The 25575-nt window shown below is 64.1% G+C and carries 21 protein-coding genes; 13 read left to right on the top strand and 8 right to left on the bottom strand.

Annotated features, from left to right (window positions below; translation table 11 throughout):
* Positions 1-3: 3 nt before the first annotated feature.
* The 6 genes from pqqB to KG104_RS14970 all read right to left on the bottom strand — a co-directional run bounded on the left by pqqB (position 4) and on the right by KG104_RS14970 (position 7109).
* Entirely contained in the window at positions 4-897 is an 894-nt protein-coding gene (gene pqqB, locus KG104_RS14995) for a pyrroloquinoline quinone biosynthesis protein PqqB (protein ID WP_104052920.1), read from the bottom strand.
* Between the two features lie 74 nt (positions 898-971).
* A complete protein-coding gene (pqqA, locus tag KG104_RS14990; protein WP_104052918.1) occupies positions 972-1067 on the bottom strand; it encodes a pyrroloquinoline quinone precursor peptide PqqA in 96 nt (31 codons plus the stop codon).
* 57 nt (positions 1068-1124) lie between these two features.
* Complete coding sequence (locus KG104_RS14985; protein ID WP_207347830.1) at positions 1125-2810, bottom strand: PQQ-dependent dehydrogenase, methanol/ethanol family; 1686 nt, start codon at positions 2808-2810, stop codon at positions 1125-1127.
* 15 nt (positions 2811-2825) lie between these two features.
* Complete coding sequence (locus KG104_RS14980) at positions 2826-3302, bottom strand: MSMEG_3727 family PQQ-associated protein (protein WP_207347831.1); 477 nt, start codon at positions 3300-3302, stop codon at positions 2826-2828.
* Positions 3303-3606: 304 nt separating this feature from the next.
* Positions 3607-5559, bottom strand: coding sequence for a M13 family metallopeptidase (locus tag KG104_RS14975; protein WP_207347832.1), 1953 nt, complete (start codon positions 5557-5559; stop codon positions 3607-3609).
* 125 nt (positions 5560-5684) lie between these two features.
* A complete protein-coding gene (locus KG104_RS14970; RefSeq protein WP_104052912.1) occupies positions 5685-7109 on the bottom strand; it encodes a PucR family transcriptional regulator in 1425 nt (474 codons plus the stop codon).
* 160 nt (positions 7110-7269) lie between these two features.
* Here KG104_RS14970 and KG104_RS14965 point away from each other — a divergent pair, with 160 nt between their 5' ends.
* The 3 genes from KG104_RS14965 to KG104_RS14955 all read left to right on the top strand — a co-directional run bounded on the left by KG104_RS14965 (position 7270) and on the right by KG104_RS14955 (position 12095).
* Positions 7270-8700 carry a gamma-aminobutyraldehyde dehydrogenase gene (locus KG104_RS14965; protein WP_104160375.1) on the top strand — a complete coding sequence of 477 codons (1431 nt, stop codon included), beginning with the start codon at positions 7270-7272 and terminating at the stop codon, positions 8698-8700.
* A gap of 65 nt (positions 8701-8765) precedes the next feature.
* Positions 8766-10121 (top strand): 4-aminobutyrate--2-oxoglutarate transaminase, encoded by a 1356-nt coding sequence (gabT, locus tag KG104_RS14960; RefSeq protein ID WP_207347833.1) that lies wholly within the window; start codon positions 8766-8768, stop codon positions 10119-10121.
* Positions 10122-10424: 303 nt separating this feature from the next.
* Entirely contained in the window at positions 10425-12095 is a 1671-nt protein-coding gene (locus KG104_RS14955; protein WP_207347834.1) for a CAP domain-containing protein, read from the top strand.
* Positions 12096-12176: 81 nt separating this feature from the next.
* Here the strand turns inward: KG104_RS14955 and rarD are convergent, their stop codons facing one another.
* Entirely contained in the window at positions 12177-13241 is a 1065-nt protein-coding gene (gene rarD / locus KG104_RS14950) for an EamA family transporter RarD (RefSeq protein ID WP_372434166.1), read from the bottom strand.
* Between the two features lie 185 nt (positions 13242-13426).
* On the opposite strand from rarD, the gene KG104_RS14945 reads away from it, so the two are divergent.
* Together KG104_RS14945 and KG104_RS14940 are read left to right on the top strand one after the other, a co-directional pair.
* The gene (locus KG104_RS14945) at positions 13427-14848 is read left to right on the top strand and encodes an FAD-dependent oxidoreductase (RefSeq protein WP_104052905.1); all 1422 of its coding nucleotides are present in this window, start codon (positions 13427-13429) and stop codon (positions 14846-14848) included.
* A gap of 142 nt (positions 14849-14990) precedes the next feature.
* Positions 14991-16346, top strand: a complete 1356-nt coding sequence (locus tag KG104_RS14940; protein WP_207347835.1) for a GAF domain-containing protein — start codon at positions 14991-14993, stop codon at positions 16344-16346.
* 13 nt (positions 16347-16359) lie between these two features.
* On the opposite strand, the gene KG104_RS14935 is transcribed toward KG104_RS14940, so the two are convergent.
* Positions 16360-18027 carry a DHA2 family efflux MFS transporter permease subunit gene (locus KG104_RS14935; RefSeq protein WP_207347836.1) on the bottom strand — a complete coding sequence of 556 codons (1668 nt, stop codon included), beginning with the start codon at positions 18025-18027 and terminating at the stop codon, positions 16360-16362.
* Positions 18028-18200: 173 nt separating this feature from the next.
* On the opposite strand from KG104_RS14935, the gene exaC reads away from it, so the two are divergent.
* The 8 genes from exaC to KG104_RS14895 all read left to right on the top strand — a co-directional run bounded on the left by exaC (position 18201) and on the right by KG104_RS14895 (position 25560).
* The gene (exaC, locus tag KG104_RS14930) at positions 18201-19724 is read left to right on the top strand and encodes an acetaldehyde dehydrogenase ExaC (protein ID WP_104052902.1); all 1524 of its coding nucleotides are present in this window, start codon (positions 18201-18203) and stop codon (positions 19722-19724) included.
* 60 nt (positions 19725-19784) lie between these two features.
* Positions 19785-20804 carry an alcohol dehydrogenase AdhP gene (gene adhP, locus KG104_RS14925; RefSeq protein WP_237687093.1) on the top strand — a complete coding sequence of 340 codons (1020 nt, stop codon included), beginning with the start codon at positions 19785-19787 and terminating at the stop codon, positions 20802-20804.
* Entirely contained in the window at positions 20804-21238 is a 435-nt protein-coding gene (locus KG104_RS14920) for a DUF779 domain-containing protein (protein ID WP_237687094.1), read from the top strand. The genes adhP and KG104_RS14920 overlap by 1 nt, the downstream gene beginning before the upstream one ends.
* A 133-nt stretch (positions 21239-21371) precedes the next feature.
* A complete protein-coding gene (locus KG104_RS14915; protein ID WP_104052901.1) occupies positions 21372-21740 on the top strand; it encodes a YtxH domain-containing protein in 369 nt (122 codons plus the stop codon).
* A 239-nt stretch (positions 21741-21979) separates the two neighbouring features.
* A complete protein-coding gene (locus tag KG104_RS14910; protein WP_104052900.1) occupies positions 21980-22285 on the top strand; it encodes a DUF4193 domain-containing protein in 306 nt (101 codons plus the stop codon).
* Positions 22286-22289: 4 nt separating this feature from the next.
* Positions 22290-22925 carry a nucleotidyltransferase family protein gene (locus KG104_RS14905; RefSeq protein WP_237688605.1) on the top strand — a complete coding sequence of 212 codons (636 nt, stop codon included), beginning with the start codon at positions 22290-22292 and terminating at the stop codon, positions 22923-22925.
* Positions 22926-23089: 164 nt separating this feature from the next.
* Positions 23090-24277, top strand: a complete 1188-nt coding sequence (locus KG104_RS14900) for a TerC family protein (protein WP_207347837.1) — start codon at positions 23090-23092, stop codon at positions 24275-24277.
* 221 nt (positions 24278-24498) lie between these two features.
* Positions 24499-25560, top strand: a complete 1062-nt coding sequence (locus tag KG104_RS14895) for an ABC transporter substrate-binding protein (RefSeq protein ID WP_207347838.1) — start codon at positions 24499-24501, stop codon at positions 25558-25560.
* Positions 25561-25575 lie beyond the last annotated feature (15 nt).

Genomic DNA, 25575 nt, shown 5'->3' with positions numbered 1-25575 from the left:
TCCTTAGATTTCCAGTTCCAAGCCGTCTACGGCGACCTCCAGGCCACGCCTGTCCAGGGACAGGCGTTCGGGGGAGTCGTCGATCAAGATGGGATTGGTGTTGTTGATGTGGATGTAGATCTTGCGGTCGACGGGCAGGGGTGCAAGCAGCTCGAGACTGCCGTCCGGTCCGTCGATGGGCATGTGTCCCATGTCGCGCGATGTCTTGCTGGCAAGGCCGAGGCCGGGCATCTCATCATCGCGCCAGCAGGTGCCGTCAACCAGCAGTGCGGAGGAGCCCGCCAGCTCCTCAAGGACGTCCGGTGTGATCTGCTGCACGCCGGGGAGATAGACCAGGCTTCGCTGACTGGCGGTATCGGTGATGCGGTAGCCCACGACCCGGCCTTTCTCCGCGGCCCCGGGGAACCGCATCCGTTTGGTCGTGGGGACATCGAAGGCGCGGTAAGACAGTCCTTCGCCCAGCATCATCTCGGTGCCCGGCATCACCGGTCGCCAGGTGACGGGACAGTAACCTTCGAGCGTCCGCAGTATCCCGGTGCCGGTGGTGAGAGTCTCATACACCGACTCGGTTGCGTGTATCTCGAGCCCGCGGCCTTCCCGCATCAGGAGCAGGCCGAGTGTGTGGTCAAGCTCGGCGTCGGTGAGCAGGACGGACTGCATCCGGGTCACACTGCCGTCTGCGGGGTGCAGGGCCCCGAAGGCTTCTATTTGGAACTGGATATCGGGCGAGGCGTTAATCAGGAACCATTGTTGCCGGCCGGCGCTTACCGCAATGGACGATTGGCTGCGCGGGACGCAGGGCCGTGAGCCGTCTCGTACTGCCCGGCATCGGGGACAGTCGCAGTTCCATTGCGGGAATCCTCCGCCGGCGGCTGATCCGAGTACTCGTGCCCACATCGTTGATGGCATCCTTTTCGCTGGTGGCAGGCGGGCCGCCGGACCGTGTCGCCCGGCGGCCCGCCTGATGTGAATTACTTCGTGGCGACGTAGGCGGTGACCTCGGCCGACACGCGGATTTCCGCGAGGGTGGGGGCTTCCCACTTCTGCAGATCGTTATTAGCGGTCATGTTTGTTTTTCCTTTCTGTTTCCTAATGGGCGGGGATCAGTTCTTGATGGGCGGGGATCAGTCGGGCAGGGCGAACGCGATCAACGCGCTGCCGTGGCCGGCGCCGAGCATTCCGGGGATGATGCCTTCAAGCCATCCACCCCAACCGACGGGGACAACGACGTACTGTTTGCCGTCGACTTTGTAGGTCGAGGAGCTGCCGTGGTGGCCGCTGCCGCACTGGAATTCCCACAGCTTCTCACCGGTCCGGGCATCCAGGGCGACGAACTCACCGGTCGGGGTGCCTGCGAAGACCAGGTCCCCTGCGGTGGCCAGAACCGAGGCGGCCATGGGGTAGTCGATGCGCCAGCGCCACTTTTCCTCGCCGTGGGTGTCGAACGCGCTGACCGAGCCGGCCATGTCGTCGATGTCCACGGCAACGCCGGCACCCCAGTACGGCATGCTTTCCTTGAACTCCCGGCGACGCCGGGTTGCAGTGGCACCCACGTCGGCGACCGGCACGTAGAACATCTCGGTCTTCGGACTGTATGCCGCGTGGGTCCATTCCTTCGCGCCTGCCGGGCCGGGGTAGAAGTGAACGGGCACGCCCTCTTTGTCCGGGTACTTCCGGGGCGTGACCTTTCCGTCCGGGGTAATGACACCCCAGTCGATGCGGTCCACGAAGGGGGTGACGTTCTGCAGTTCACCGTTGGTACGGTCCAGGACGAAGAAGTAACCGTTCTTGTCGAAATGCCCGAGCAGCTTCTTGCCGTCGCGCTCGAACAGGGTCATTTCCATCGTGGAGTCGTAATCCCACAGATCGTGCGGAGTGAACTGGTAGTGCCACTTGATCTGACCTGAGTCGACGTCCAGTGCAACGACGCTGTCGGTGTAAAGGTTGTCTCCCTCGCGGACTTCGCCGTCGAAATCGGGGGCAGGGTTTCCAGTGCCCGCGTAGTACAGGTTCGTCTCCGGGTCATACGTTCCGGTGACCCAGTGGTTTGCCCCGCCGCGCTGCCAGGCCTCACCGTCAGCGGGCCAGGTTTCCGAACCCGGCTCGCCGGGCTTGGGCACGGTGTAGGTGCGCCAGCGCTGCTCGCCGGTTTCCAGATCCCACGCATCGATATGGCCGCGCACGCCAAACTCGCCGCCGGCGCTTCCGGTGATGAGCAGGTCCTTAATGACCGTCGGAGCCAGCGATGCGCTTTCACCGGCACGCACGTCACCAATGGTCTTCTGCCACACCTTCTGGCCGTTGGTAGCATCCAACGCCACCAGCTGGGCGTTCGGGGTCACGAAGTACACTTTTCCGTTTGCCACTGCGCAACCCCGGTTGACGTTGCCGCAGCACAGCGAAACGTCATAGGGCACCGCATGCTTGTAGCGCCAGAGTTCCTTGCCCGTCACCGCATCCAAACACCAGAACCAGCCGTCCCATCCGGTGACGTACATGACGCCGTCCACGATCAGCGGGCAGGTCTCGAAAGCGTAGGTCGAGGCGCCGGCAATCTGTCCCGACTGCCCGGCCTGGAAGATCCAGGCCGGGGTGAGCTGCTTTACGGTCTCCGTGTTGATCTGGTCCAGCAGACTGTACCGCTGCCCGTCATAGGCGCCGTAGTAAGTGATCCAGTTATGCGACTCCGCACGTGATCTCAGCAAACGCTCGTAGTCAATGTTGTCCGTAACCGCCGGTGCAACACCGGGTACGGCGCTGAGGGCACCGTGGCTGATTGCCTCACCGGCGTCCAAATACTCAATAGTCATTGGTTCAGTTCCTTCCTATGGTCGGGGCTGGTCGGGACGGTCGAGGCGGGCTTCCGGGGGCACTTCGCCCCGCACCACGATGGCGGCGGTCAGGCCGCGGCCCTCATCGTTTCCTCCTGGTGAGCTGTACCAGTAGTAGCCCGGCCCATCCAGGGTCAGGGTTGCCCGGCCCCTGGAATGGTTCACCAGCCACAGAAACTTCTGGTCACCGTTACTGGGCAGCAGGCACGAATGCGTGTTTGTGTCATCGTTGATGACCGTCAGGTCAAGTTCGCCGCCGTGCGGAAGCACCAGAATTGCCGGTTCCCAGCAGATCTCGTCTTCGTTGATCCGAATGGTGGCTTCCATCGTGCCGTCCGGGCGTTCGGTTGCCTCGGCGATGGAACCGGTGGCCAAAATCCGGCCCATGGTTCCTTTGTTCTGTACGTCCAGACCGAGCCTGGACAACATCGCGGATCGTTCTTCGGTGATGTTTTCTTCAGTAATCTCCACAGGACTTCACCTCCTCGTGAAAAGACACATCTGAACTCCGGCAGTGCAGGCATGTTCAGAGTGCACTCGCTCAGACGAGCCAGTTGGGAGTAACCGTATGCCTGCCAAACCCGGACAACGAGGGAGAACCGCCCGATCCCCGGACTACGCCGCTCAGGGGTCTGAACGCACCGCTCAACACCGAATCCGCCGTCTGATGCAACGCAACGGCCCGCATTTGCCCCCGTGCACGCGCGATGCTGCCCCTGCGTGCACGCGCGATGCTGCCCCGGAGGAGGGGGTGAAGACGAGAAGGACCTGCGCGTTACCAGATGCTGACGCGTTGCTCCGGATCCAGCCACATGCCGTCGGAGGCGGTGACCTTGAATGCTTCATGGAAAGCGTCGAGGTTGCGGGCTATGGCGTTTGTGCGGAACTCGTTGGGAGAGTGGGGATCCGTCGCCAGTCTCCGGATTGCTTCCTCTGAACGGATTACCTGGCGCCATACGGCTGCCCATGACATGAAGAACCGCTGCTGTCCCGTGACGCCGTCAATCACCTCCGGTTCGGCTCCGCCCAAGCTGAGGAGGTAGGCCTTATAAGCGATCGCCAGACCACCGAGGTCGCCGATGTTCTCGCCCAGGGTCAGCTTTCCGTTCACCTTGTGGCCTGGTGCGGCATACGGAGAGAGCGCGTCGTACTGCGCCACCAGTTTGGCCGTCAAAGCTTCAAACGCGGCCCGGTCCTCATCAGTCCACCAATTCCGCAGCGCCCCGCTGCCATCGAACTGTGAACCCTGGTCGTCGAATCCGTGGCCGATTTCATGGCCGATCACCGCTCCGATTCCTCCGTAATTGACGGCGTCGTCTGCTTCCGCGTTGAAGAAAGGCGGCTGGAGGATGGCGGCGGGAAAGACGATCTCGTTGAGCGTCCGGTGGTAGTAGGCGTTCACCGTCTGCGGTGTTAGGCGCCATTTGGTGAGGTCAACCGGTTTGCCGACCTCGTCCAGATGCCGGTCGACGTCGGCGTTGTGGGCCCGCTCGATATTGCCCAGAAGATCATGCGGATCGATCTCAACGTCCGAGTAGTCGATCCATTTTTCCGGGAACCCCACCTTGGAACGGAAGGCCTTCAGCTTCATCAGTGCTTCAGCCTTCGTTTCTTCGCCCATCCACTCCAGGGAGGAGATGCTGTCCCGGTAGGCCTCGGTCAAGTTGGCGACGAGGGACTCCATCCGGGCTTTGTGGCCGGCGGGGAAGTGCTGCTCCACGTAGATCCGGCCCACTGCCTCGCCCAGGTTCGCTTCGACGACGGCCACCCCGCGCTTCCACCGTTCCTTGTTTTGGGGTGTCCCGCTGAGAGTGGTGCCGTAGAAGTCAAAATGCGCCTCCACAAATTCAGAGGACAGGTAGGGGGCGGCCGAGCTAAGGGCCCGCAGCGTCAGCCATTCCTTCCAAGTGCCCAGTTGTTCGGACTCCAGCAAGCCGGCGGCACCGGCGAAGAAGTCCGGAGTGCTGACAATAACCTCATCCCGTTTGGCCGGTTCCACCCGGGCGGCTTCGAACCACGTGTCCAGCAGCGGAAAGAGAGCAGCGGCTTCAGCGGCTGTCTTGAGGTTGTAGGTCTTGTGGGCATCCTGAACCGTGACCCGGTCCCAGTGATACGAGGCCAGGGCCCTTTCGAGTTCGACGACGCGGGACGCCGCGGCTTGGGCATCAGGGATGTCAGCGAGGGTGAACAACCTGGCAACGTAGTCGCCGTAGGCCGCTGCGACAGGGGCAAACTTGTCCTGGCGGTAATAGGACTCATCCGGCAGCCCCAGGCCACCCTGCCCGAGATGGAGGATGACCCGTTCCGGGTTGCCCGCGTCCGGGTCGGGGTAGATGGAAAAGAGACCGTGGACGTTGGAGCGGAACAGCCGGCCAAGCAGGCCCGCGAACTCTTCGATTGAGCGCACGCCGCGGATTTGTTCCAGACGTTCCTGCAGGGGTTTCAACCCCAGCTGGTCGGCTGCAGCGACGTCCATGAAGCTGGAGTAAAGGCCGCCGATTTGCTGCTCGACGCCGGATGCGGACTCTCCTTTGGCGGCGGCTTCTTCGATAATCGCCTTGACTGCCAGTTCAGCTCCGTCACGCAGGGCGGTAAACGTGCCCTCCAGCGGCCTGTCATCAGGGATTACGGTGCTGTTGAGCCACGCGCCGTTGACATGCTGGTAGAGGTCGTCCTGGGGACGGACGCTGTTGTCAGCACTGGAAAAATCGATCCCCGACTGCGGCATTGGTGGCTCCTCGTGTGGACACTGCAGCGGGCACTCTTAAGGTTGCGGCGTCTACGTGATGGTGGTTTGCACTTTGAATACCTGCACCGTACTAGATAACGCGGAGAAGTTTTGTGTCCCGCACCTCAGGGCGCTCCGAGGCCGAGACGGCGAACATTCAGTGCCAGGAACAGATGTACCCGGTCCGCGGTGACGGCGGGGTCGTAGCCGGTCAGTTCGGTAATCTGCCCCAGGCGGTAGCGCACGGTGTTTCGGTGCAGTCCCAGCTCATCCGCCACGGCAGCCACGGATCCGTTCAGGGCCAGGTAATGATCCAGGGTCTCCAGCAGGTTTGCGTCGTGGGCGGCGTCAAAGTCCGTCACCGGGTCCAGCGCTTCGGCGGCGAGATCGGCCAGCGGAACGTCGGTGCCGGACATCAGCAGTGAGGTGAGGCTCAGCCGAACCGGTTCGTTGAGGCTCTGGCCCCGCTGGAGGGCTTCCTTGGCCTCGAAATAGCTCCAGCGCAGCCCGGCATGGTCCGCGTAGGAACCGCCGATGCCGATCTTCGCGGTGAGCCCGCTGCCGTAGAGGTAGTCGGAAAGGATCCGGGCGAGTTCGGGGCGGGAACCCTGCGGAACCACGACAACCAGCCGGTCGTCGACGACGGCGGTGGCAGCGCCGTCGAACTCCGCGGGCAGCGGAAGGGACGGCAGCGAACGCACCTGGCCGGAAGCGGCTTCCACCAGGAAAGTCACGTTGCGCCCGGTCATGGAGATGCCGGCCCCCTGCAGGCGCATCGAGGCGTCGGTGCCGGTCAGCCGGCCCGCGACGACGTCGGCCAGCAGCTGACCGGTCACGGCGCGCTCGCGGGTGCGCCGGCGGGCCTGGTTGCTTAGTTCGACGCTGATCAGGCTTTGGGCGTAGGCCACAATGTCCGACCGGAGATAGGGTTCAGCGATCATCAGGGTGCACCGGTCCCGGAGGCCGGTGGCGATGGGAACTCGCCGGCGCGGCCCGGACTCGGCGCGGGCACCGGTGGTGAACAGCCGCGCACCGTACTGGTACAGGGCAACCGGGCTGTCCAGCAGCCCGGAGAGTTCCTGCAGCAATCCGGGCAGGCCTTTCCCGCCCAGCAGCGCTGCCGCCAGGGACTGGTGTGCAGCGAGCAGATCGCGAAGCTGAGTGACGTGATCAGCCGCCAAGGCGTCCGCCACCATCTTGCCAAGGGCCACGAACGGGGTCTCGTAGGGAACTTCGAAGACGGACAGGCCGCGCTGGTCCGCCGCTTCGAGAAGGGCAGCCGGCACCTTTGCGTGGCTGAGTCCGGTGCCAAAACCAATAGCCAGCGCTCCGGCCCGGTGCACGCTGTCCACGAAACTGCGCTGCACGGCTCCGCTGCGCTGCCGCAGCCCCGTCGTCAATACGACCTCTCCGCCGCCCAGAAAGGGAAACGGATCTTCAAGTTCGGTCACCGCAACCCACTGGAGGGGTGCGGGTGTGAGCTCGGCAGTGCCGCATTTGCGCAGGTTGAGACCGGGAGCGGCGAGGAGATCGGACAGTTGGATTGGCATGCAGCAACTATACGGGCGGGCTTTGGTCGCCTGCACAGACCAAGACGGTGACCATTGTAGTTTTGTCCCTATGGAACGAAGTCTTCACCGCATAGGTTGAGAGGAAAGTCCCGGGCAACGGAGTCCGGGCTTACCTCCACCCGAAAGGACAGTGCGAGCCATGGCCCAGACGCTGCAGAACTTCATCAACGGAGAGTTTGTCCCGGCACAGGGAACCGAGCAGCTGGAAATCATCAACCCGGTCAACGGCGAAGTGGTTGCCTCGTCTCCGGTGTCCAATCAGGCCGACGTCGACTCCGCCATGGAGGCCGCCGCGGCCGCCTTCAAGACCTGGAAGCGGACCACTCCGTCCGAACGCCAGCTCATGCTCCTTCGTCTGGCCGACGCACTGGAAGCCAATGCCGATGAGCTGGTGGACGCCCAACACCGCAACACCGGACAGGTGCGGTCGGTCATTGCCGCGGAGGAAGTGGCCGTGGGAGCGGACCAGCTGCGCTTCTTTGCCGGTGCTGCCCGTCTGCTGGAGGGCAAGGCAGCGGGGGAGTACATGGAGGATCACACCTCATTCATCCGCCGCGAGCCTATCGGCGTCGTCGCCCAGGTTGCCCCCTGGAACTACCCGCTGCTGATGGCCGTCTGGAAGATCGGCCCGGCGCTCGCCGCGGGGAACACCGTAGTGCTCAAGCCCTCCGACACCACGCCCGAATCCACACTCGTTCTGGCCCGCCTCGCCGGGGAGATTTTCCCTGCCGGCGTCCTGAACGTGGTCCTGGGCACCGGAGAAACCGGTGCCGCAATGGTGGAGCACCCCGTGCCGGGCCTGGTGTCCATCACCGGTTCGGTCCGCGCCGGCATCGCGGTGGCTTCCGGCGCCGCCAAAACACTCAAGCGTGCGCACCTGGAACTCGGCGGCAAGGCGCCGGCTGTGGTGTTCGCTGACGCGGACCTGCAGAAGACTGCCCGGGCCGTGGCCGAGTTCTCCTTCTTTAATGCAGGCCAGGACTGCACCGCCATCACCCGCGTACTCGTGGAGGACTCTGTTCAGGACGAGTTTGTGGCCGCCCTGGTGGAGCACACCAAAACCCTGCAGACCGGGCACGAGGATTCCGAGGAGAACTACTTCGGACCGCTGAACAACATCAACCACTTCAATGCGGTCAATGCCGTCATCGACGCCCTGCCGGAGCACTGCAGCATTGTCACCGGCGGCAAGCGTGCCGGTGCCAAGGGGTTCTTTTTTGAACCGACGGTCATCACCGGCGCCCGCCAGGATGATGACATCGTCCAGAAGGAAACCTTCGGCCCCGTCATCACGGTGCAGAGTTTCCGCACCGAGGAAGAGGCCGTGGAAATGGCCAACGACGTCGAATACGCCCTGGCTTCCAGCGTCTGGACCACCAACCACGGCCGGGCCATGCGGCTGGCCCGCGACCTTGACTTCGGCGCTGTCTGGATCAATACGCACATCCTGCTGACGGCCGAAATGCCCCACGGCGGGTTCAAGAGCTCCGGCTACGGCAAAGACCTCTCCATGTACGGCGTAGAGGACTACACGCGGATCAAGCACGTCATGACCGCGCTGGACGCCTAGGCTTCACTCCCGCCGCTGCAACGCAGCACCTATCTCCCCGCAACACCGTTTGAAAGGCACACCCCATGAGCACCCAAGCCCTCTCACCCGCCTACCGGCTGGAGCAGAAGCGCAGCATCAACGGGACCTTCCCAGGCCCCAGGTCCACCGAGCTGAACGCCCGCCGGGCAGCGGTGGTTGCCAAGGGCGTGGCCTCGTCCGTTCCGGTGTATGTCTCCGACGCCGACGGCGGCATCATCCGTGATGTGGACGGCAACTCCTTCATTGACCTGGGTTCCGGCATTGCCGTGACCAGCGTCGGTGCGTCGGATCCCGCCGTCGTCGACGCGGTGAAGCAGCAGGTGGAACATTTCACTCACACCTGCTTCATGGTGACCCCCTACGAGGGTTACATTGCGCTGGCCGAAAAGCTGCACGAAGTGACCCCCGGGGACCATGAGAAGCGCACCGTCCTCTTCAACTCCGGCGCCGAGGCCGTGGAGAACGCCATCAAGATTGCCCGGTCCGCCACCGGCCGGGACGCCGTCGTCGCCTTTGACCACGCCTACCACGGCCGCACCAACCTCACCATGGCGCTGACCGCCAAGGCCATGCCGTACAAGACCGGATTCGGCCCGTTTGCCTCGGAGATCTACCGGATGCCCATGAGCTACCCGTTCCGCGAGGAAAATGCGGAGCTCACCGGTGCCGAGGCAGCCGATCGGGTCATCCTGGCCATCGAAAAGCAGATCGGTGCGGACCAGACGGCAGCCATCCTGATCGAGCCGATTCAGGGCGAGGGCGGTTTCATTGTTCCGGCGGAAGGCTTCCTCCCGCGGCTGGCCGAGTGGGCCAAGTCCAAGGGAATTGTCTTCATCGCGGACGAGGTCCAGTCCGGCTTCTGCCGTACCGGCGAATGGTTTGCCGTGCAGCATGAGGGCGTCATTCCGGACATCATGACCATGGCCAAGGGAATTGCCGGCGGCATGCCGCTCTCGGCCGTCACCGGCCGCGCCGAACTGCTCGACGCCGTCCACGCCGGCGGTCTGGGCGGCACCTACGGCGGCAACCCCGTTGCGTGCGCCGCGGCCTTGGCAGCAATCGAGACTATGGAAGCCTTCGATCTTTCCGGGCGCGCCCGCCGGATCGAGGAGCTGGCGGTTCCGCGGCTGCAGCAGCTCGCTGAAGACACCGGCGTTATCGGCGAGGTCCGCGGCCGCGGTGCCATGCTGGCGCTGGAATTCGTCAAGCCCGGCACCAAAAACCCTGACGCTGACATCACCAAGGCCATCGCCGCGGCGTGTCTGGCTGAAGGCGTCATCATCCTGACCTGCGGCACCTACGGCAACGTGGTGCGCCTGCTGCCGCCGCTGGTGATTGGGGAAGAGCTGCTGTCAGACGCCCTCGACGTGTTGGAAGCGGCGGTGCGCGCACAGCTTTAGCTGCTGAGCACGCCCTCACGGTGCTGGAGATGCGCCGGACTCTGCGAAGAGCCCGGCGCATCTTTTTGCGTCCCGGGCCACCCTCCGGCAAGCCCGGTACTGACAGCGGTTACCGGGTTCAGCGTGTCCTATTTGTTATTGGTGTTACTGATGTTATTAGAGGGCCTGTTGTCTATTGGTGGTGCCTGCGGTAAATTCACATCGTTGCCCCGTGACGTTTTTACCGGGCACCGCAGTCTTCTGGGGAGTCTGCGCACGGCCGGCACCGGTGTTTCACCGGGTCCCGAGGCATAAGGATGCACTTTGCGCTTTAAGAAACTTGTGGGCGTCTTCACGGCGCTCGCCATCGCACTCATGACGGCGTTGATCTCGATCCCGTCCGCAGCGGCAAGCTCCGCGGACGCTCAGTTCGCCAACCGCCTGTACGTCTTGATTAATGATTACCGGGCACAGCATGCGCTGGCCCCGCTGCGCTGGAATGACCAGATGTCTGCCGAGTCGCAGTCCTGGACACAGCAGTCGGCCGACCAGGCCAACATCTACGGAGCCGGCGTCTTCCAGCACAGCCCGGGATCCTATGCGTTCCCCGAGAACATCGTCTGGAACATGAGCGCCGACCAGGCTTTTAGCTGGTGGGTCAATTCGCCGGCGCACCGCGCCAACATGCTCCGTGCCGCTGACACGGATATTGGAATCGGAGCAGTCCAGCTGACTGCCGGTCCCAACCAGGGCGCCTACCTCGCCACTGCGAAGTTCGGCCAGTACGCGGTCTCGCCGCAGGACGAAGCAGCAGCCCGTGAGGCCGCCGCGCGCGCCGCCGAGGAAAAGGCAGCTGCTGAAGCTGCTGCCCGCGCTGCTGCCGAAGAGGCAGCGGCACAGGAGGCCGCCGCCCGCGCCGCTGAGGAAAAGGCAGCCGCTGAAGCTGCTGCCCGCGCTGCCGCCGAAGAGGCTGCTGCCAACGCCGCCCGCGAGGCCGAGGCTGCCAAGGCAGCTGCGGAAGCCGCCGCCAAGGCTGCGGCCGAAGAAGCCGCTGCCAAGAAGGCCGCCGAAGAAGCGGCAGCTGCTAAGCCTGACACCGCCCCGGTGGAGGACAAGGCCGCTGAAGAGGCCGCTGCGCAGAAGGCCGCTAAAGAAGCCGCCGCTCAGAAGGCCGCCGAGGAAGCTGCTGCCAAGAAGGCCGCCGAGGAAGCCGCTGCTGCAAATAAGGCCGCGCAGGAGGCCGCCGCTCAGAAGGCTGCTGAGGACGCCGCTGCTCAGAAGGCTGCTGAGGAAGCCGCAGCACAGGAACGCCAGGCCGCTGAAGAGCAGGCCGCCGCTGACGAGGCCCTTGCCCAGGAAGCCGCTGCTGCCGAGGCCGCCGCACAGGAAGCTGCCGCCCAGGAAGCAGCTAATGAGGCCGCAGCTAAGGAAGCAGCCCAGGCGGCTGCCGCAGCGCAAGCTGCTGCAGAAGAAGAAGCACGCCGTGCAGCCGAGCAGGCCAAGGCCAAGGCTGCGGCCGGGGTCGCCACTGTTGAGCAGGTGACGCTGGGGCAGGACACGCTCCTCACCGAAGCCGCGCGGGGAACGGTCACCGCTGCTGCATCCGGCAGCCAGCTGCGCATCTCGGGCCTGAACGGCGGAACCGCCTACGAAGTGGTGCTGCCGTCCGCAGGTGTCAATCTGGGTGAGGTTACCGCAGACACCCAGGGATCACTGGCTGTGGCCGTTCCGGCCGTTCTGGCAGCAGGTGAGCACAAGGTGGCTCTGTTCCGGAACGGGGCCCTTGCAGGCTGGACAACCTTCACGGTCGAGCAGGCTGTCACCGTCCTGGCAGCGCAGCCGGTTCCGGCTGCAGCTGACGGGACAGCGGAGCTGGCCGCAACCGGCCTGAATGCCGCGCAGCTGGCCATCGGCGGGATCGGCGCCCTGATGGCGCTGACCGGTGGTGCCGCCCTGGTGGCACTCCAGCGCCAGCGCGCAGCTTCGATCCGCTAAAACGCTTCACGCAGACCAAAACAGCCCCCGCCGTCCTTTCGGACAGCGGGGGCTGTTTTCTTTTTGAGTCGTTGCTCCTGCTCAGACCCCGGCGGCGCGGAGCAGCCGGTTCCGTCGGGGACCGCCCATCATGTCCACGGTCAGGATCACCAACGCCAGCCAGATCAGTCCGAAACCTGCCCAGCGCTCCGGCGGCATGGTTTCCTTGAAGACCGCCAGGGCAATAATGAACTGCAGGGTGGGCGCCAGGTACTGCAGCATGCCCACCGTTGAGAGCGGAAGGCGCCGGGCGGCGGCGCCGAAAAAGATCAGCGGAACAGCCGTAATGATGCCGGAAGCGGCGAGCAGCCAGAAGTGAGCGGCGCCGTTGCTGAGGATGGTGGCCGTTCCGCTAAGCGAGAGCCAGATCAGGACGCCGACGGCGATTGGCGTCAGAGCGGCGGTCTCAATGGTCAGGCTGGAGATTGCATCAACCTTTCCACCCACGCCCTTCTTCACCAGCCCGTACAGGCCAAAGCTGAAGGCGAGGGCAAGCGCCACCCAGGGCACAGTGCCGTAGGCGAACGTCAGTACCAGCACGGCAACAAACCCCACCGCCATAGCCACCCACTGCAGCGGCCTGAGTTTTTCCTTGAGGATCACCACGCCCAGGAGTACGGAGACCAGAGGGTTGATGAAGTACCCCAGGGCGGCCTCCACCGCGTGTTCATTCAGGACGGCCCACGCATAAGTGAGCCAGTTAACGGCAATGAGTACGGCGGCGCCGCTCAGCGTGGCCACCAATCTCGGGTTCCTTGCGGCTGCGGCCGTGGCCTTCCACGAGCGCAGGGTGGTGAGCAGCGCAGCGCAGAACACCAGGGAGAAGACGATTCTGGAGGCAACAATCTCCACCGCTCCCGCCGGAACCAGCAGGACAAAGTACAGGGGCAGCAGTCCCCACAGCACATACGCACCGACCCCAAACAGGATGCCCGTGGAGTTTTCGCTGCGTCTGCCGGACGACGCCCCGGACGGCGGCGGCGACGCCTGCGCCGCCGGCTGCTGCGGGGCGGAACGGGCTGGCGCGGACGCGGGGGAGGATGCGGAGGCGGACAAGGATGCGGAGCGCTCGGCGCCGGTTCCGTTCGAAGAAGACACGTGAGCCACAACATGCTGAGACCGCCGGGTATTCCCGCCGCAGCGCAGCCGGTGGCCAGGAGCGCAAACCCGTCCCCCGCCCATCCGCGGGGACGTTCGCACCGAACCGTTTAGACGCCGTCGTACGCGGCATTTAGAATAGGAAACTGTGCGTTATTCCGCACAGGATTTCTCCCCGAGACGAAGGACTATCAGTGTCTAATTCAGCCGCGGACCGGTCGCAGCGCCCCATGCGAGTCGCCATCATCGGCGCTGGCCCCGCCGGTGTTTATGCCGCAGATATCCTCACCAAAGCTGAACGGGACTTCGAGGTCAGCATTGACCTCTTCGACAAATACCCCGCACCCTACGGCCTGATCCGCTACGGCGTGGCTCCGGACCACCCCCGGATCAAGGGCATCGTCAACGCCCTGCACAAAGTCATGGATCGTGGTGACATCCGGTTCCTCGGGAACGTGCACTACGGCAAAGACCTGACCCTCACCGACTTCCGGCACTTCTACGACGCCATCATTTTCGCCACCGGCGCCATCAAGGACGCGGACATGAGCATCCCCGGCGTCGAGCTCGAGGGCTCCTTCGGCGGTGCCGACTTCGTGTCCTGGTATGACGGACATCCGGACGTGCCGCGGGAATGGCCGCTGGACGCCAAGGAAGTTGCCGTCATCGGCAACGGCAACGTGGCCCTGGACGTTGCCCGCATCCTGTCCAAGCACGCCGATGACCTGCTCACCACCGAGATTCCGGACAATGTCTATGAGGGCCTGAAAAAGTCCCCCGTCACGGACGTCCACATCTTCGGCCGCCGCGGTCCGGCACAGGTGAAGTTCACGCCGCTGGAACTGCGCGAACTCTCGCACTCCCGTGACGTTGACATTGTGCTCTACCCGGAGGACTTCGAGTTCGACGAAGGCTCGGACGAGCAGATCCGCACCAACAACCAGACCAAAACCATGGTCAACACGCTGACCAACTGGCTGGTCGAGGAACAGGACTCCGGTGCCTCCCGCCGCCTGCACCTGCACTTCCTGCACAGCCCGGTGGAGATCTACGAGGACCCCGCCAACCCCGGCAAGGTGGCCGGCATGAAGTTCGAACGCAATGAACTGGACGGAACCGGCAACGCCCGCGGCACCGGAGAAATCGTCGACTACCCGGTCCAGGCGGTCTACCGGGCGATCGGCTACTTCGGGTCCGAACTGCCGGAGGTGGGCTTTGACTCCCGGCGCGGCGTCATTCCGAACGAGGGCGGAAGGGTCATCGACGAAGCCGGCACCCCCGTTCCCGGCATCTACACCACCGGCTGGATCAAGCGCGGCCCCGTTGGCCTGATCGGACACACCAAGGGTGACGCGCTGGAAACCATCGGCTTCCTGCTGGAAGACCGGCTGAACCTGCCGGCCGCCGAGGAACCGGACGAGGAATCCATCATCAAGCTGCTCGAAGACCGCGGCGTTGAATACACCACGTGGGAGGGCTGGCTGAAGCTGGACGCCTACGAAAAGAGCCTCGGCGCGTCCTACGTCCATCCCGATCCCGCCACGGGCGAGCTGGTGCGCGAGCGCGTCAAGGTTGTGGACCGTGACGAGATGGTCCGGATCGCCCGCGGACAGTAACCCGCCGTCGGCACGCCCGGATAACACCGAAGCTTCGGCCCTTTCCCGTGGAACGGACGGAAGCGGCATGAGTAGACTGTCCTGACACCCGCAGTTGCGGGTGCCAGGACAGTCTCCTTATCGGTGTGGATAGGTCGGGGCAGTGCACAATCAGGACTACGATGATCCGCCTCCGCGCACTGCGGACGCCCTGCAGCGCGATGCCTTCCGCGCTCACGAAAACCTTGGTTCTGCGGACGGTTTGACGCGCTGGCTCCGGCCCCCGGTCCGTGAATCCTGGCAGCGGTCCCTGCGCCACCACACAGACCCGGACGAGGCCGTTCCGCAGCTGGTGTTTACCGGCTCCGAGCTGGGGGAGTACCGCACCTCGCATCCCCTGGCAGCCATCATGCCGGTCATCAGGCGGCTGCTGGTCCGCCCGGGCACCGACACCGGGCTCCTCGTGGCCGTGGGAGATGAACTGGGGCGGCTGCTGTGGGTGGAGGGCGACGACGACGCACGCCGGCTCGCGGAAGGAATGCTGTTTATCCCCGGCACGGACTGGTCGGAGCGTTCCATTGGAACAAGCGCCCCGGGGACTGCGCTTGCCTCGGGCCAGAGCGTTCAGATTTCGGGAGCTGAGCACTTCAGCCGCCAGGTTCATTCGTGGAGCTGCACCGCGGTGCCCGTCCACGATCCGGATACGGGGACCCTCATCGGCGTCGTCGACATCACCGGGAAAGACGAAGCCGTGGCAGCCCACACCCTGGCGCTGGTTGAAGCCACCGTGGCGGCAGCGGAGTCCCAGTTGAAGGTGGCGCGTCTGCAGGCGGCCGGCCGCCGCCGCAACCTGCGCCGCCGTCCGCGCCTGCCGGATGCCTCGCCGCGCTCAGCACACCGGACCCTCCTTCGGCAGGACAGCCTGCAGATTTTGGGGCGTGATCCGGCGGTGGTCAACGTCGGCGGACGTCCCGCGACGCTCAGCACCCGGCACGCTGAGCTGCTCACTCTCCTTGCCCTGCACCCGGGCGGGCTCACCGCCGATGAACTCTCCGTCATGGTCTATCCGGAGCGCACCTCCGTGAGCACCGTCCGTGCTGAAATGCTGCGGCTGCGGAATCTGCTGGGAAAGCACAGCCAAGGTGCGCCGGAGCCTGCCCTGGTACCGCAGTCCCGTCCGTACCGGCTTCCGCGCGGGGTGGTCATTGATGCCAAACAGGTGCTCGGATACCTGGAGAACGGCGCCTATCGGCTGGCGCTGGGACTGTACCGGGGGCCGGTCCTGCCGCGCTCGGATGCCCCGGCCATTACCGCTCTGCGCAGCGAGGTCAGCATGGTGCTGCGCGAGGCGATGCTCTCGGACGCCGGTCCGGATTCGCTGCTCGCGTACCTGGCATTGCCGGAGGGCAGGGACGACGCCGAGGCCTGGTCCCGCGCCCTGCAGCTGCTTCCTGCGCGCTCCCCGCGGAAAGCCTCGATAGTGGCCGGCCTCCAGCGCATTGAGCGGGACCTGGGCTGACCCGGGACGGCGGCTACGGAGAACTTGCGCCGGGCCCCTCTTCCGGAGCCCGCACACCGGCCGGCTCACCGGCCCGCGGCCCGATAACCGGCTTGATGCGCAGGCTGGTGAGGAAGCCAATCAGCAGTGCGGCAGCGGCGATCCAGCCCGCCAGGGACGCCCCGTTGGTCATGGCTTCCCGAGCGGCGTCCGCGATGAAAGCGGTCTGCGGATCCGCTGCCAGTGCGGAGATGCTGCCGCCTGAGGTTGCATTGACGGAATCCACCACAGCACCCAGCTGGGGGTTGCCGGCGACGGCGTCCGCCACCCGGTCCTCGGTGCCGGTGCGCAGGGTGGTGAAGAAGGCCGTTCCCAGCACGGCGATGCCCAGCGCGGATCCGGTCTGCCGCGCGGTGCTCTGGGTAGCCGAGCCCTGTCCGCTCTTGGCGATGGGAACTTCGGCAAGGACCACTGAGGTGAGTTGGGCGGTGGCCAGTCCCACGCCAATGCCGTAAACCAGCAGGATGGGCGAGGTCAGCCAGGCGGTGCTGTCCGGCCGGATCAGCAGGGCCAGGGCGGCAATGCTCAGGATTTCCAGACCCAGTCCCATCCGGACCACCAGGATGGGGCTGAACCTCCGCGCCAGCGCCGCAACGCCTCCGCTGGCGAGGAAAGATCCCACGGCCAGCGGCAGCAGGGCCAGGCCGGCTTGGAAAGCGGTAAAGCCCAGCACATTCTGGAACCACAGCGGCAGCGATAGGATCAGCCCAAACTCACCGAAGCTGACAATGAGCGCGGTGACGTTGCCGTTGGCAAAGGACGGGATCCGGAAAAGCGACAGATCCAGGATCACGCCCTTCCCCGCGGCCGTCCGCGAGCGCTGCAGCAGCACAAAACACGTCAGGGCCAATACAGCGAGCAGGAAGGCCAGGGGAACAGGGGAGAGGTTCCCCACCTGGAACGCAGCGTCCTCGGACGCATTCCACCAGCCGTAGGTGCGGCCTTCGATCAGGCCGAACACCAGTGCCCCGAAGCCGATAATGGACAGGGCGGCTCCGCCCAGGTCCAAGCGCTGTGCGGCGCCGACCACGGGTTCGGACGACTCCGCGACAAACAGCAGCAGACCGCCCACAATCAGCACGCCAACCGGGATGTTGATGCCAAAAGCCCAGCGCCAGCTGGCATTCTCGGTGAGCCAGCCGCCCAGCAGCGGGCCAATGGCCGCCATGCCGCCGATCGTTGATCCCCAGACGGCGAAGGCGATGCCGCGTTCGCGTCCCTGGAAATTGGCGTTCAACAGGGCCAGGGTGGTCGGCAGGATCATCGATCCGCCCAACCCCTGGATGGCGCGCCCCAGGATCAGAACACCGCCGGACTCGGCGAGGGCGCACAGTATGCTCGCGGCAACAAACAGGACGACGCCGGCCAGCATCACCCGCCGTCGTCCCACCCGGTCCGCGATCCGGCCCCAGGTGAGGAGCAGGGCAGCGAACAGCAGGGTGTAGATTTCCTGGACCCACTGGATCTGGGTGCTGGAGATGCCCAGATCACCAACGATTGAGGGCACGGCCACCGACACGATGGTGGCGTCCATGATAATCATGGCCACACCGAGGCTGATGGCCAGCAGGCCCCACCACCGGTAACGGATGTAGCGGCTGGTGCCCGGTGCCCCGCCGTCGGTACTGCGTTCGATAGCCATGTGCCGTCCTTGTCAGGTCCGTCCGGGAGCAGGTCCGGAAAATTGCCCACGGCAACAATAATGCCGGTGCAGGCGCTGCACCATCCCTGGCGCTACGTAGATGCAACGTAGCCGGGTCTACGCTCATGCCACCGACGGAAAAGACACCGACGTCACAACTCCAGGAGCGCAACATGACTGTATATGCACAGCCCGGCACCGAGGGCTCCAAGCTTTCCTTCAAGCCCCGATACGAGAACTGGATTGGCGGCGAATGGGTGCCCCCGGTCAAGGGCGGGTACTTTGAAAACGTTTCTCCGGTCACCGGAAAGGTGTTCTGCGAAGTGGCCCGGGGTACGTCAGAGGACATTGACCTGGCCCTGGACGCGGCGCACAAGGCCGCTCCGTCGTGGGGCAAGACTTCGGTGGCGGAACGGGCACAGATCCTGAACCGCATCGCCGACCGCATCGAAGAAAACCTGGAGCTGCTGGCTGTTGCCGAGACCTGGGACAACGGCAAGCCCGTCCGTGAGACGCTGGCCGCGGATATGCCGCTGGCCGTTGACCACTTCCGCTATTTTGCCGGAGCCGTCCGCGCGCAGGAGGGCACGCTCTCCCAGATTGACGACAACACCACGGCTTACCACTTCCACGAACCGCTGGGTGTGGTGGGACAGATCATCCCGTGGAACTTCCCCATCCTCATGGCTGTCTGGAAGCTGGCTCCGGCGCTTGCCGCGGGCAACGCCATCGTCCTGAAGCCGGCCGAGCAGACTCCGGCCTCGATCATGGTCCTCATGGAACTGCTCGCGGACATTCTGCCCGCCGGTGTGCTCAATGTGGTCAACGGCTTTGGCGTGGAGGCCGGCAAGCCGCTGGCATCCTCAAAGCGGATCCGCAAGATCGCCTTCACCGGTGAAACCACCACCGGCCGGCTGATCATGCAGTACGCGAGCCAGAACCTCATTCCGGTCACCCTCGAGCTGGGCGGCAAGAGCCCGAACATCTTCTTCGCGGATGTCGCCCAGGAGGATGACGCCTTCTACGACAAGGCACTGGAAGGGTTCAACATGTTTGCCCTGAACCAGGGTGAAGTGTGCACCTGCCCCTCACGGGCGCTGGTCCAGGACTCCATTTACGACTCTTTCATGTCGGATGCGCTGGCGCGCACCGCGCAGATGATCCAGGGCAATCCGCTGGACACCAACACCATGGTCGGTGCGCAGGCGTCCAACGACCAGTTGGAAAAGATCCTCTCCTACATGGATATTGCGCATCAGGAAGGCGCAAAAGTGCTCACCGGCGGTGAGCGTCTGATGCTCGACGGCGATCTCGCCGGCGGCTTCTACGTGAAGCCCACCGTGTTTGAAGGCACCAACAACATGCGCATCTTCCAGGAGGAGATCTTCGGCCCGGTGGTCTCGGTGACCCGCTTCTCGGACTACGGCGAGGCTCTGGCCATAGCCAACGACACCCTCTACGGCCTCGGAGCCGGCGTATGGTCCCGCAACGGCAACACCGCGTACCGCGCCGGCCGGGACATCCAGGCCGGCCGGGTATGGGTGAACAACTACCATGCCTATCCCGCACACGCGGCGTTTGGCGGTTACAAGTCCTCCGGCATCGGACGAGAGAACCACGCCATGATGCTGGACCACTACCAGCAGACCAAGAACCTGCTGGTCAGCTACGCCGAAAACAAGCAGGGCTTCTTCTAACCCCGGACGGTCGAACCTACGCTGAACTACACCCGCGCGGATCAAGGAGATGAGGACCGAATGGCAAACATGCAAGCAGCCGTAGTCAACGAGCTTGGACAGGAACTGTCAGTGGAAGAAGTGGCGGTCCCGGACCCCGGACCGGGACAGGTGCTGGTCAAGCTGGTCACCACCGGCGTCTGCCACACTGACCTTCACGCTGCCCAGGGTGACTGGCCGGTGAAACCCACTCCGCCCTTCATCCCCGGCCACGAGGGCGTCGGTGAAGTTGTTGCTGTGGGAGACGGCGTTACTGATGTCGCCCTGGGGGACATGGTGGGCAACGCGTGGCTGTGGTCCGCCTGCGGCGTGTGTGAGTACTGCCGCACCGGGTGGGAAACGCTGTGCGAGCAGCAACAGAACGGCGGCTACACAGTCAACGGATCCTTCGGTCAATACATGCTGGTTGACGCCAAATTTGCCGCCCGCATCCCCAAGGGTGCGGACCCGGTGGAGATCGCCCCGGTGCTGTGCGCCGGAGTGACCGTCTACAAGGGGCTGAAGGTCAGCGAAGCACGGCCCGGGCAATGGGTGGTGATCTCCGGCGTTGGAGGGCTGGGCCATATCGCGGTTCAATATGCCAAAGCCATGGGGCTGCGGGTTGCCGCAGTGGACATCGCTGACGACAAGCTGGAGCTCGCCACGTCATTCGGCGCCGAAGTGGTGGTCAATGCACGCACCGAGGATCCCGTCGAGGCAATCCAGTCCAAGATTGGCGGTGCCCATGCCGTGCTGGTTACAGCGGTCCATCCCTCGGCATTCGGGCAGGCCATTGGCATGGCACGGCGCGGCGGCACCATTGTCTTCAACGGCCTTCCGCCGGGAGATTTTCCGGCACCCATCTTTGACATTGTGCTCAAGGGACTCACCATCCGCGGCTCGATTGTGGGCACCCGGCAGGACCTTGCCGAGGCGATCGACTTCTACGACCGCGGCCTCATCCATCCGAAGGTGAGCACCCGGAACCTCGAGGAGATCAACGCCGTGATGGAGGAGCTGGAGCAGGGCAAAGTCGACGGACGGGTGGTTGTCCAGTACTGATGGCTGCAAACCAGGAAGCAGGCTCCAACCGCGCCGCCATCGTGTCTGCAGAGGCGCTGGAGGCCGCCGTCACGCTGCCCGGGGAGAACTTTTCCCGGGTGGCGTTGACGCCTGCTGCGCAGGAGCTCCTGCTGCAGCTGCGGGAACAGCACGGCCCGCTGATGTTCCATCAATCGGGCGGCTGCTGCGACGGCTCATCACCGATGTGCTATCCGGCCGGGGACTTCATCACCTCTGAAGCGGATGTGTTGCTGGGGACCTTTGAAGTGGCGCCCGGGGAACAACTGGACTTCTGGATGTCCCTGGAGCAGTTCGAGTACTGGAAGCACACTCACCTTACGGTCGACGTGGTCCCGGGCCGGGGGAGCGGCTTCTCTGTCGAAGCTCCGGAGGGCAAGCGGTTCCTCATCCGGTCCCGCCTGATGGGCAGCTAGGCACACCGGTACGCGGAACCGGTCCGGACATAGTAAGGTTGCTGTTGATTCTTCCGCTTCCGGCGGTAGTGTGCGTATGAACACCCAGACGGTATTCGCAATGCCCCTCACGGGGGCAGGAATGAGGAGCACCATGGTTAAGAAGTTCGTATTTCTGGCCGGCGCAGGCGTTGGCTACCTGCTCGGTTCCAAGGCCGGCCGCGAAAAGCTGATGGAACTTTGGAAGGACCCCAAGGTCCAGGAAACTGTTTCCCACGGCACGGAGTGGGCAAAGGAAAAGGCACCCGGACTGCAGGAGAAGGTGTCCGAGGTTACTTCCACTGCCAAGGACAAGGTCTCGCATTCATCGGATTCCGGTAAGCCCGCCTCATCGGCAGGCTCGTCCGCTTCCAAGCCCGCTGAAGCGAGCGGAACCGGCTCCGCTTCCAACGGATCCTTCACCACGGGTGGTAACCACACCATGGCTCCGGCCGAAGTGCAGCCCGAGCCCAAGAAGCCGTAGCCAAACTACACGGATAATTCGAAGGGGCGTTCCGGAAACGGGGCGCCCCTTTGGCATGCCCGGGGCCGGCGCGGCAGGGTGCCGGACCTGCCCTGGGCGTACGGCGGGCTGCACCTGATTCGGCCTGCGGCGAATATGTCCGGATTGTTGCCCTTGGAGGCAGGGGAGTTGCCGTCCATCCGTTACGATCAAGGCCGGATCCGACAATGAGCTGAAAATAGGAGTGTGAGCCAAGGAAGATGGCGACAGATTACGACGCACCGCGCAAGACCGAGGACGACGGAGCATCCACCGCGTCCCTTGAAGAACTGCAGGCCCAGCGCAGTGTGACCCCGTCCGCCACCGCCGTAGACGTTGATGAAACGGAGGCCGCGGAGAGTTTTGAACTCCCCGGCGCTGACCTCTCCGGCGAGGAACTGCTGGTCCGCGTGGTTCCGGCGCAGGACGACGAATTCACCTGCGCCTCCTGCTTCCTGGTCCGCCACCGCTCCCAGGTGGCCCTGGAAAAGAACGGCATGAAGTACTGCTCTGACTGCGAAGGCTGACATCGTGCCCGTCCCGGTGGTTGGCCTTGTGCTGGCTGCCGGGGCGGGCACCCGTTTGGGTCTGGGCACCAAAGCACTGCTGTCCTTCCGGGGCAGACCGCTGATTGAACACATCCTCACGCAGCTTCGCAGCGGCGGCTGCACTGACATTACCGTGGTCCTTGGGGCCCAAGCCGACCGGGTGCTGGCCCATGCGCGGCTGGACCGGGCCGGAATAGTTACCAACCCGTCCTGGGAAACCGGACTGGGATCCTCCTTTAGCCGAGGCGTCAACGCCGCGCTGGCGGACCACCCCGGCGCACAAGCGCTGCTGGTGGCACTCGGCGACCAGCCCGGGGTGAGCGCCGCCGTCGTCGGCCGGTTGATTGCACGCCATCAACCCGGCCGTATCACCGCCGCCGGCTACCGGCAGCCCGGGTCAGCCGATCTTCGCCGCGGCCATCCGCTGGTCTTTGACCCGGTCCTGGCCGCCGCTGCGGCGAAGACGGCGGCTGGAGACGCCGGCGCCAGAGCGTACCTGCACGCCAATCCCTCACTGATCGACGTCGTCAACTGCTCTGATCTTTCTGACGGTTTGGACGTTGACACCCCGGCTGACCTGCCGCTTCTGGAGATCCCCGCGAACAATGAGTGGCAGTAACGCTTCCAAACCCGTTAGACTGATCCCTTCGTAGGGGAGTATCCACCTCGCCGTTATCCGTCAACACGCTGGGCACCGATGCCCCCGCCGGATGCAGCGGGCACCTGTTCAGGGTTGCCGGAGAGACCTATGGTTCTCTGACGACCCTACGAAAGCGGACTTCCATGACTGTTTCCCCCTTGATCTGGGGAGTGACGATTGCCGTCATTCTGGGCCTGCTGGCCTTCGATTATTTCTTCCACATCCGCAAGGCGCATATTCCCACGCTCAAGGAAGCCGCTGTCTGGTCTTCCATCTACGTGGGTCTGGCGCTCGTCTTCGGCGTCCTGGTCCTGGTCTTCGGCGGAGCCACCGCCGGCAGTGAGTATTTCGCCGGATACATCACTGAGAAGGCTCTCTCAGTGGACAACCTCTTTGTCTTCCTCATCATCATGGCCAGCTTCCGGGTGCCCCGCGAAGACCAGCAGAAGGTGCTGCTCTTCGGCATCGTCTTCGCCCTGATCGCGCGGACCGGGTTCATCTTCCTGGGCGCGGCGCTGATCAACTCCTTCTCGTGGATCTTCTACCTGTTCGGCCTGATCCTGCTGATCACGGCCGGCAATCTGCTCAAGCCCGAGAACAGCGAAAAGGATGAGGCAAACAACTTCATCATCCGCATCGCCAAACGTGTGCTGCCCACCACCGACCATTACGACGGCGACAAGCTCGTCACGGTGGAGAACGGCAAGAAGGTCCTCACCCCCATGCTGCTGGTCATGGTGGCCATCGGCGGAACCGATATTCTCTTCGCCCTGGACTCCATTCCGGCCATCTTCGGCCTGACCCAGAGCACGTTCATTGTCTTCACCGCCACCGCGTTCTCCCTGATGGGCCTGCGCCAGCTCTACTTCCTCATCGACGGGCTGCTGGACCGCCTGATCTACCTTTCCTACGGTCTGGCCGCCATTCTCGCCTTCATCGGCGTGAAGCTGGTGCTGCATGCACTGCACGAAAACACGCTGTGGTTCATCAACAACGGTGAGCATGTGGAGGTCATCGAGATCGGCACGGGACTGTCCCTCGGTGTGATCATCGGGGTCCTGACGGTCACGATCATCGCGTCGCTGGTCAGCCCGGCCGGCAAGGCCCAAACGGCCGTGAACAATGCCCGCCGCCACGCCAACGCCTACCTGGACCTGACCTACACGACGGATGAAGGCGAACGGGAACGTATCTACACCGCGCTCTGCGAGGAAGAACGGCAGATCGCCGGGATGGACCTCAAGTACCGGAACAAGGTCAAGGACATCGAGGAGATCCGGGCAGAGGTAGCCCGGGCGCACGAGGCGCACGCGAAGTACATCAGCAAGTAGAAGTACATCAGCGAGTAACCGCACAGCAGGATCAAAGTCCGGACGGGGCGCAGGGCCCCGTCCGGACTTTTTTGTGCCTGGCCGCGGATTCAACGGGCACGGACGGGCGGGGCGCAAGCGCCGGCCTGCCCGTTTACCGCAACGTAACGAGGAAAGTACGCCGGTGGTAACAATGCGTTCCTAGGCTCAGGACTTATTCGCCTACGGAAAGCCTGATACCGATGAGCCTTACCTCCCGGCCAACACGACGTTTCACGCCAGCCCTTGCCGCTCTGGCCGCATCCAGCCTGCTTATGGTCACCGCCTGCACGGGGTCCGAGGCGGAGGCCGGCACAGATGCCGGCGACTACGGCACCCTGGACATGAACCTGTCCTGGATCAAGAACGCGGAGTTCGCCGGAGAATACTTCGCCGACGCGAACGGTTACTACGCCGAGGAGGGCTTCAGCGAGCTGAACCTGATTGCCGGCGGACCGGGCGGCACGTCCACGGAAACCATGCTCCTTTCCGGCGGGGCCCTGGTGGGCACCTCGAGCCCCATGGGTGTTGCACCGGTCATTATGGAGGAAGACGCGCCGCTGAAAATCATCGGCACCACGTACCAGAAGAATCCGTTTGTCATCATTTCTTTGGACGGCAACCCGATAACCGCCCCGGAAGACCTGTTAGGCCAGCGGATAGGTGTGCAGGCCGGGGTCAACGAGACCCTGTTCGACGCTCTGCTGGAAGTCAACGGCATCGATGCCGGGACGGTCGAGAAGGTGCCGGTCCAATATGATCCCCAGCCTCTCGTCAACGGCGATGTGGACGGCTTCTTCGGTTACCTGACCAACGAGGTGCTGACCCTGGAACTGGCCGGCCACGCGACGGCAGTGCTGCCCTTCGCGGACAACGGACTGCCCTTTGTTGCGGAGAGCTTTGTCACCACGGATGAGAGCATCGCGGACCGCCGCGAAGAGCTCAAGGATTTCCTGCGTGCCACACTGCGCGGCTGGAAGGACGCCGTGGCGGATGCGGAGGAATCGGCACGTCTGGCTGTGGAAGTCTACGGCGCCGACCTGAACCTGGACATGGCCAAGGAGAAGATGCAGGCCGAAGAGCAGAACACCAAGCTGGTGGTTACCGAGGAGACCGAAACCAATGGTCTCTTCACCATCTCTGATTCCCTGATCGAAGAGAACCTCTCGATCCTGAAGCTGGCCGGCTATGACCTCGCTGCCGAAGATGTCTTTGACATGAGCCTGCTGGCGGAGGTTTACGAAGAAAACCCGGAGCTGAAGTAATTGCGCCGGGACTTC

This window comes from Arthrobacter sunyaminii, from assembly GCF_018866305.1.
Taxonomy (GTDB): Bacteria; Actinomycetota; Actinomycetes; order Actinomycetales; family Micrococcaceae; genus Arthrobacter_B; species Arthrobacter_B sunyaminii.
The sequence above is the reverse complement of the archived record's forward strand: the minus strand, read 5'-3'. Positions and strand labels throughout refer to the sequence as shown.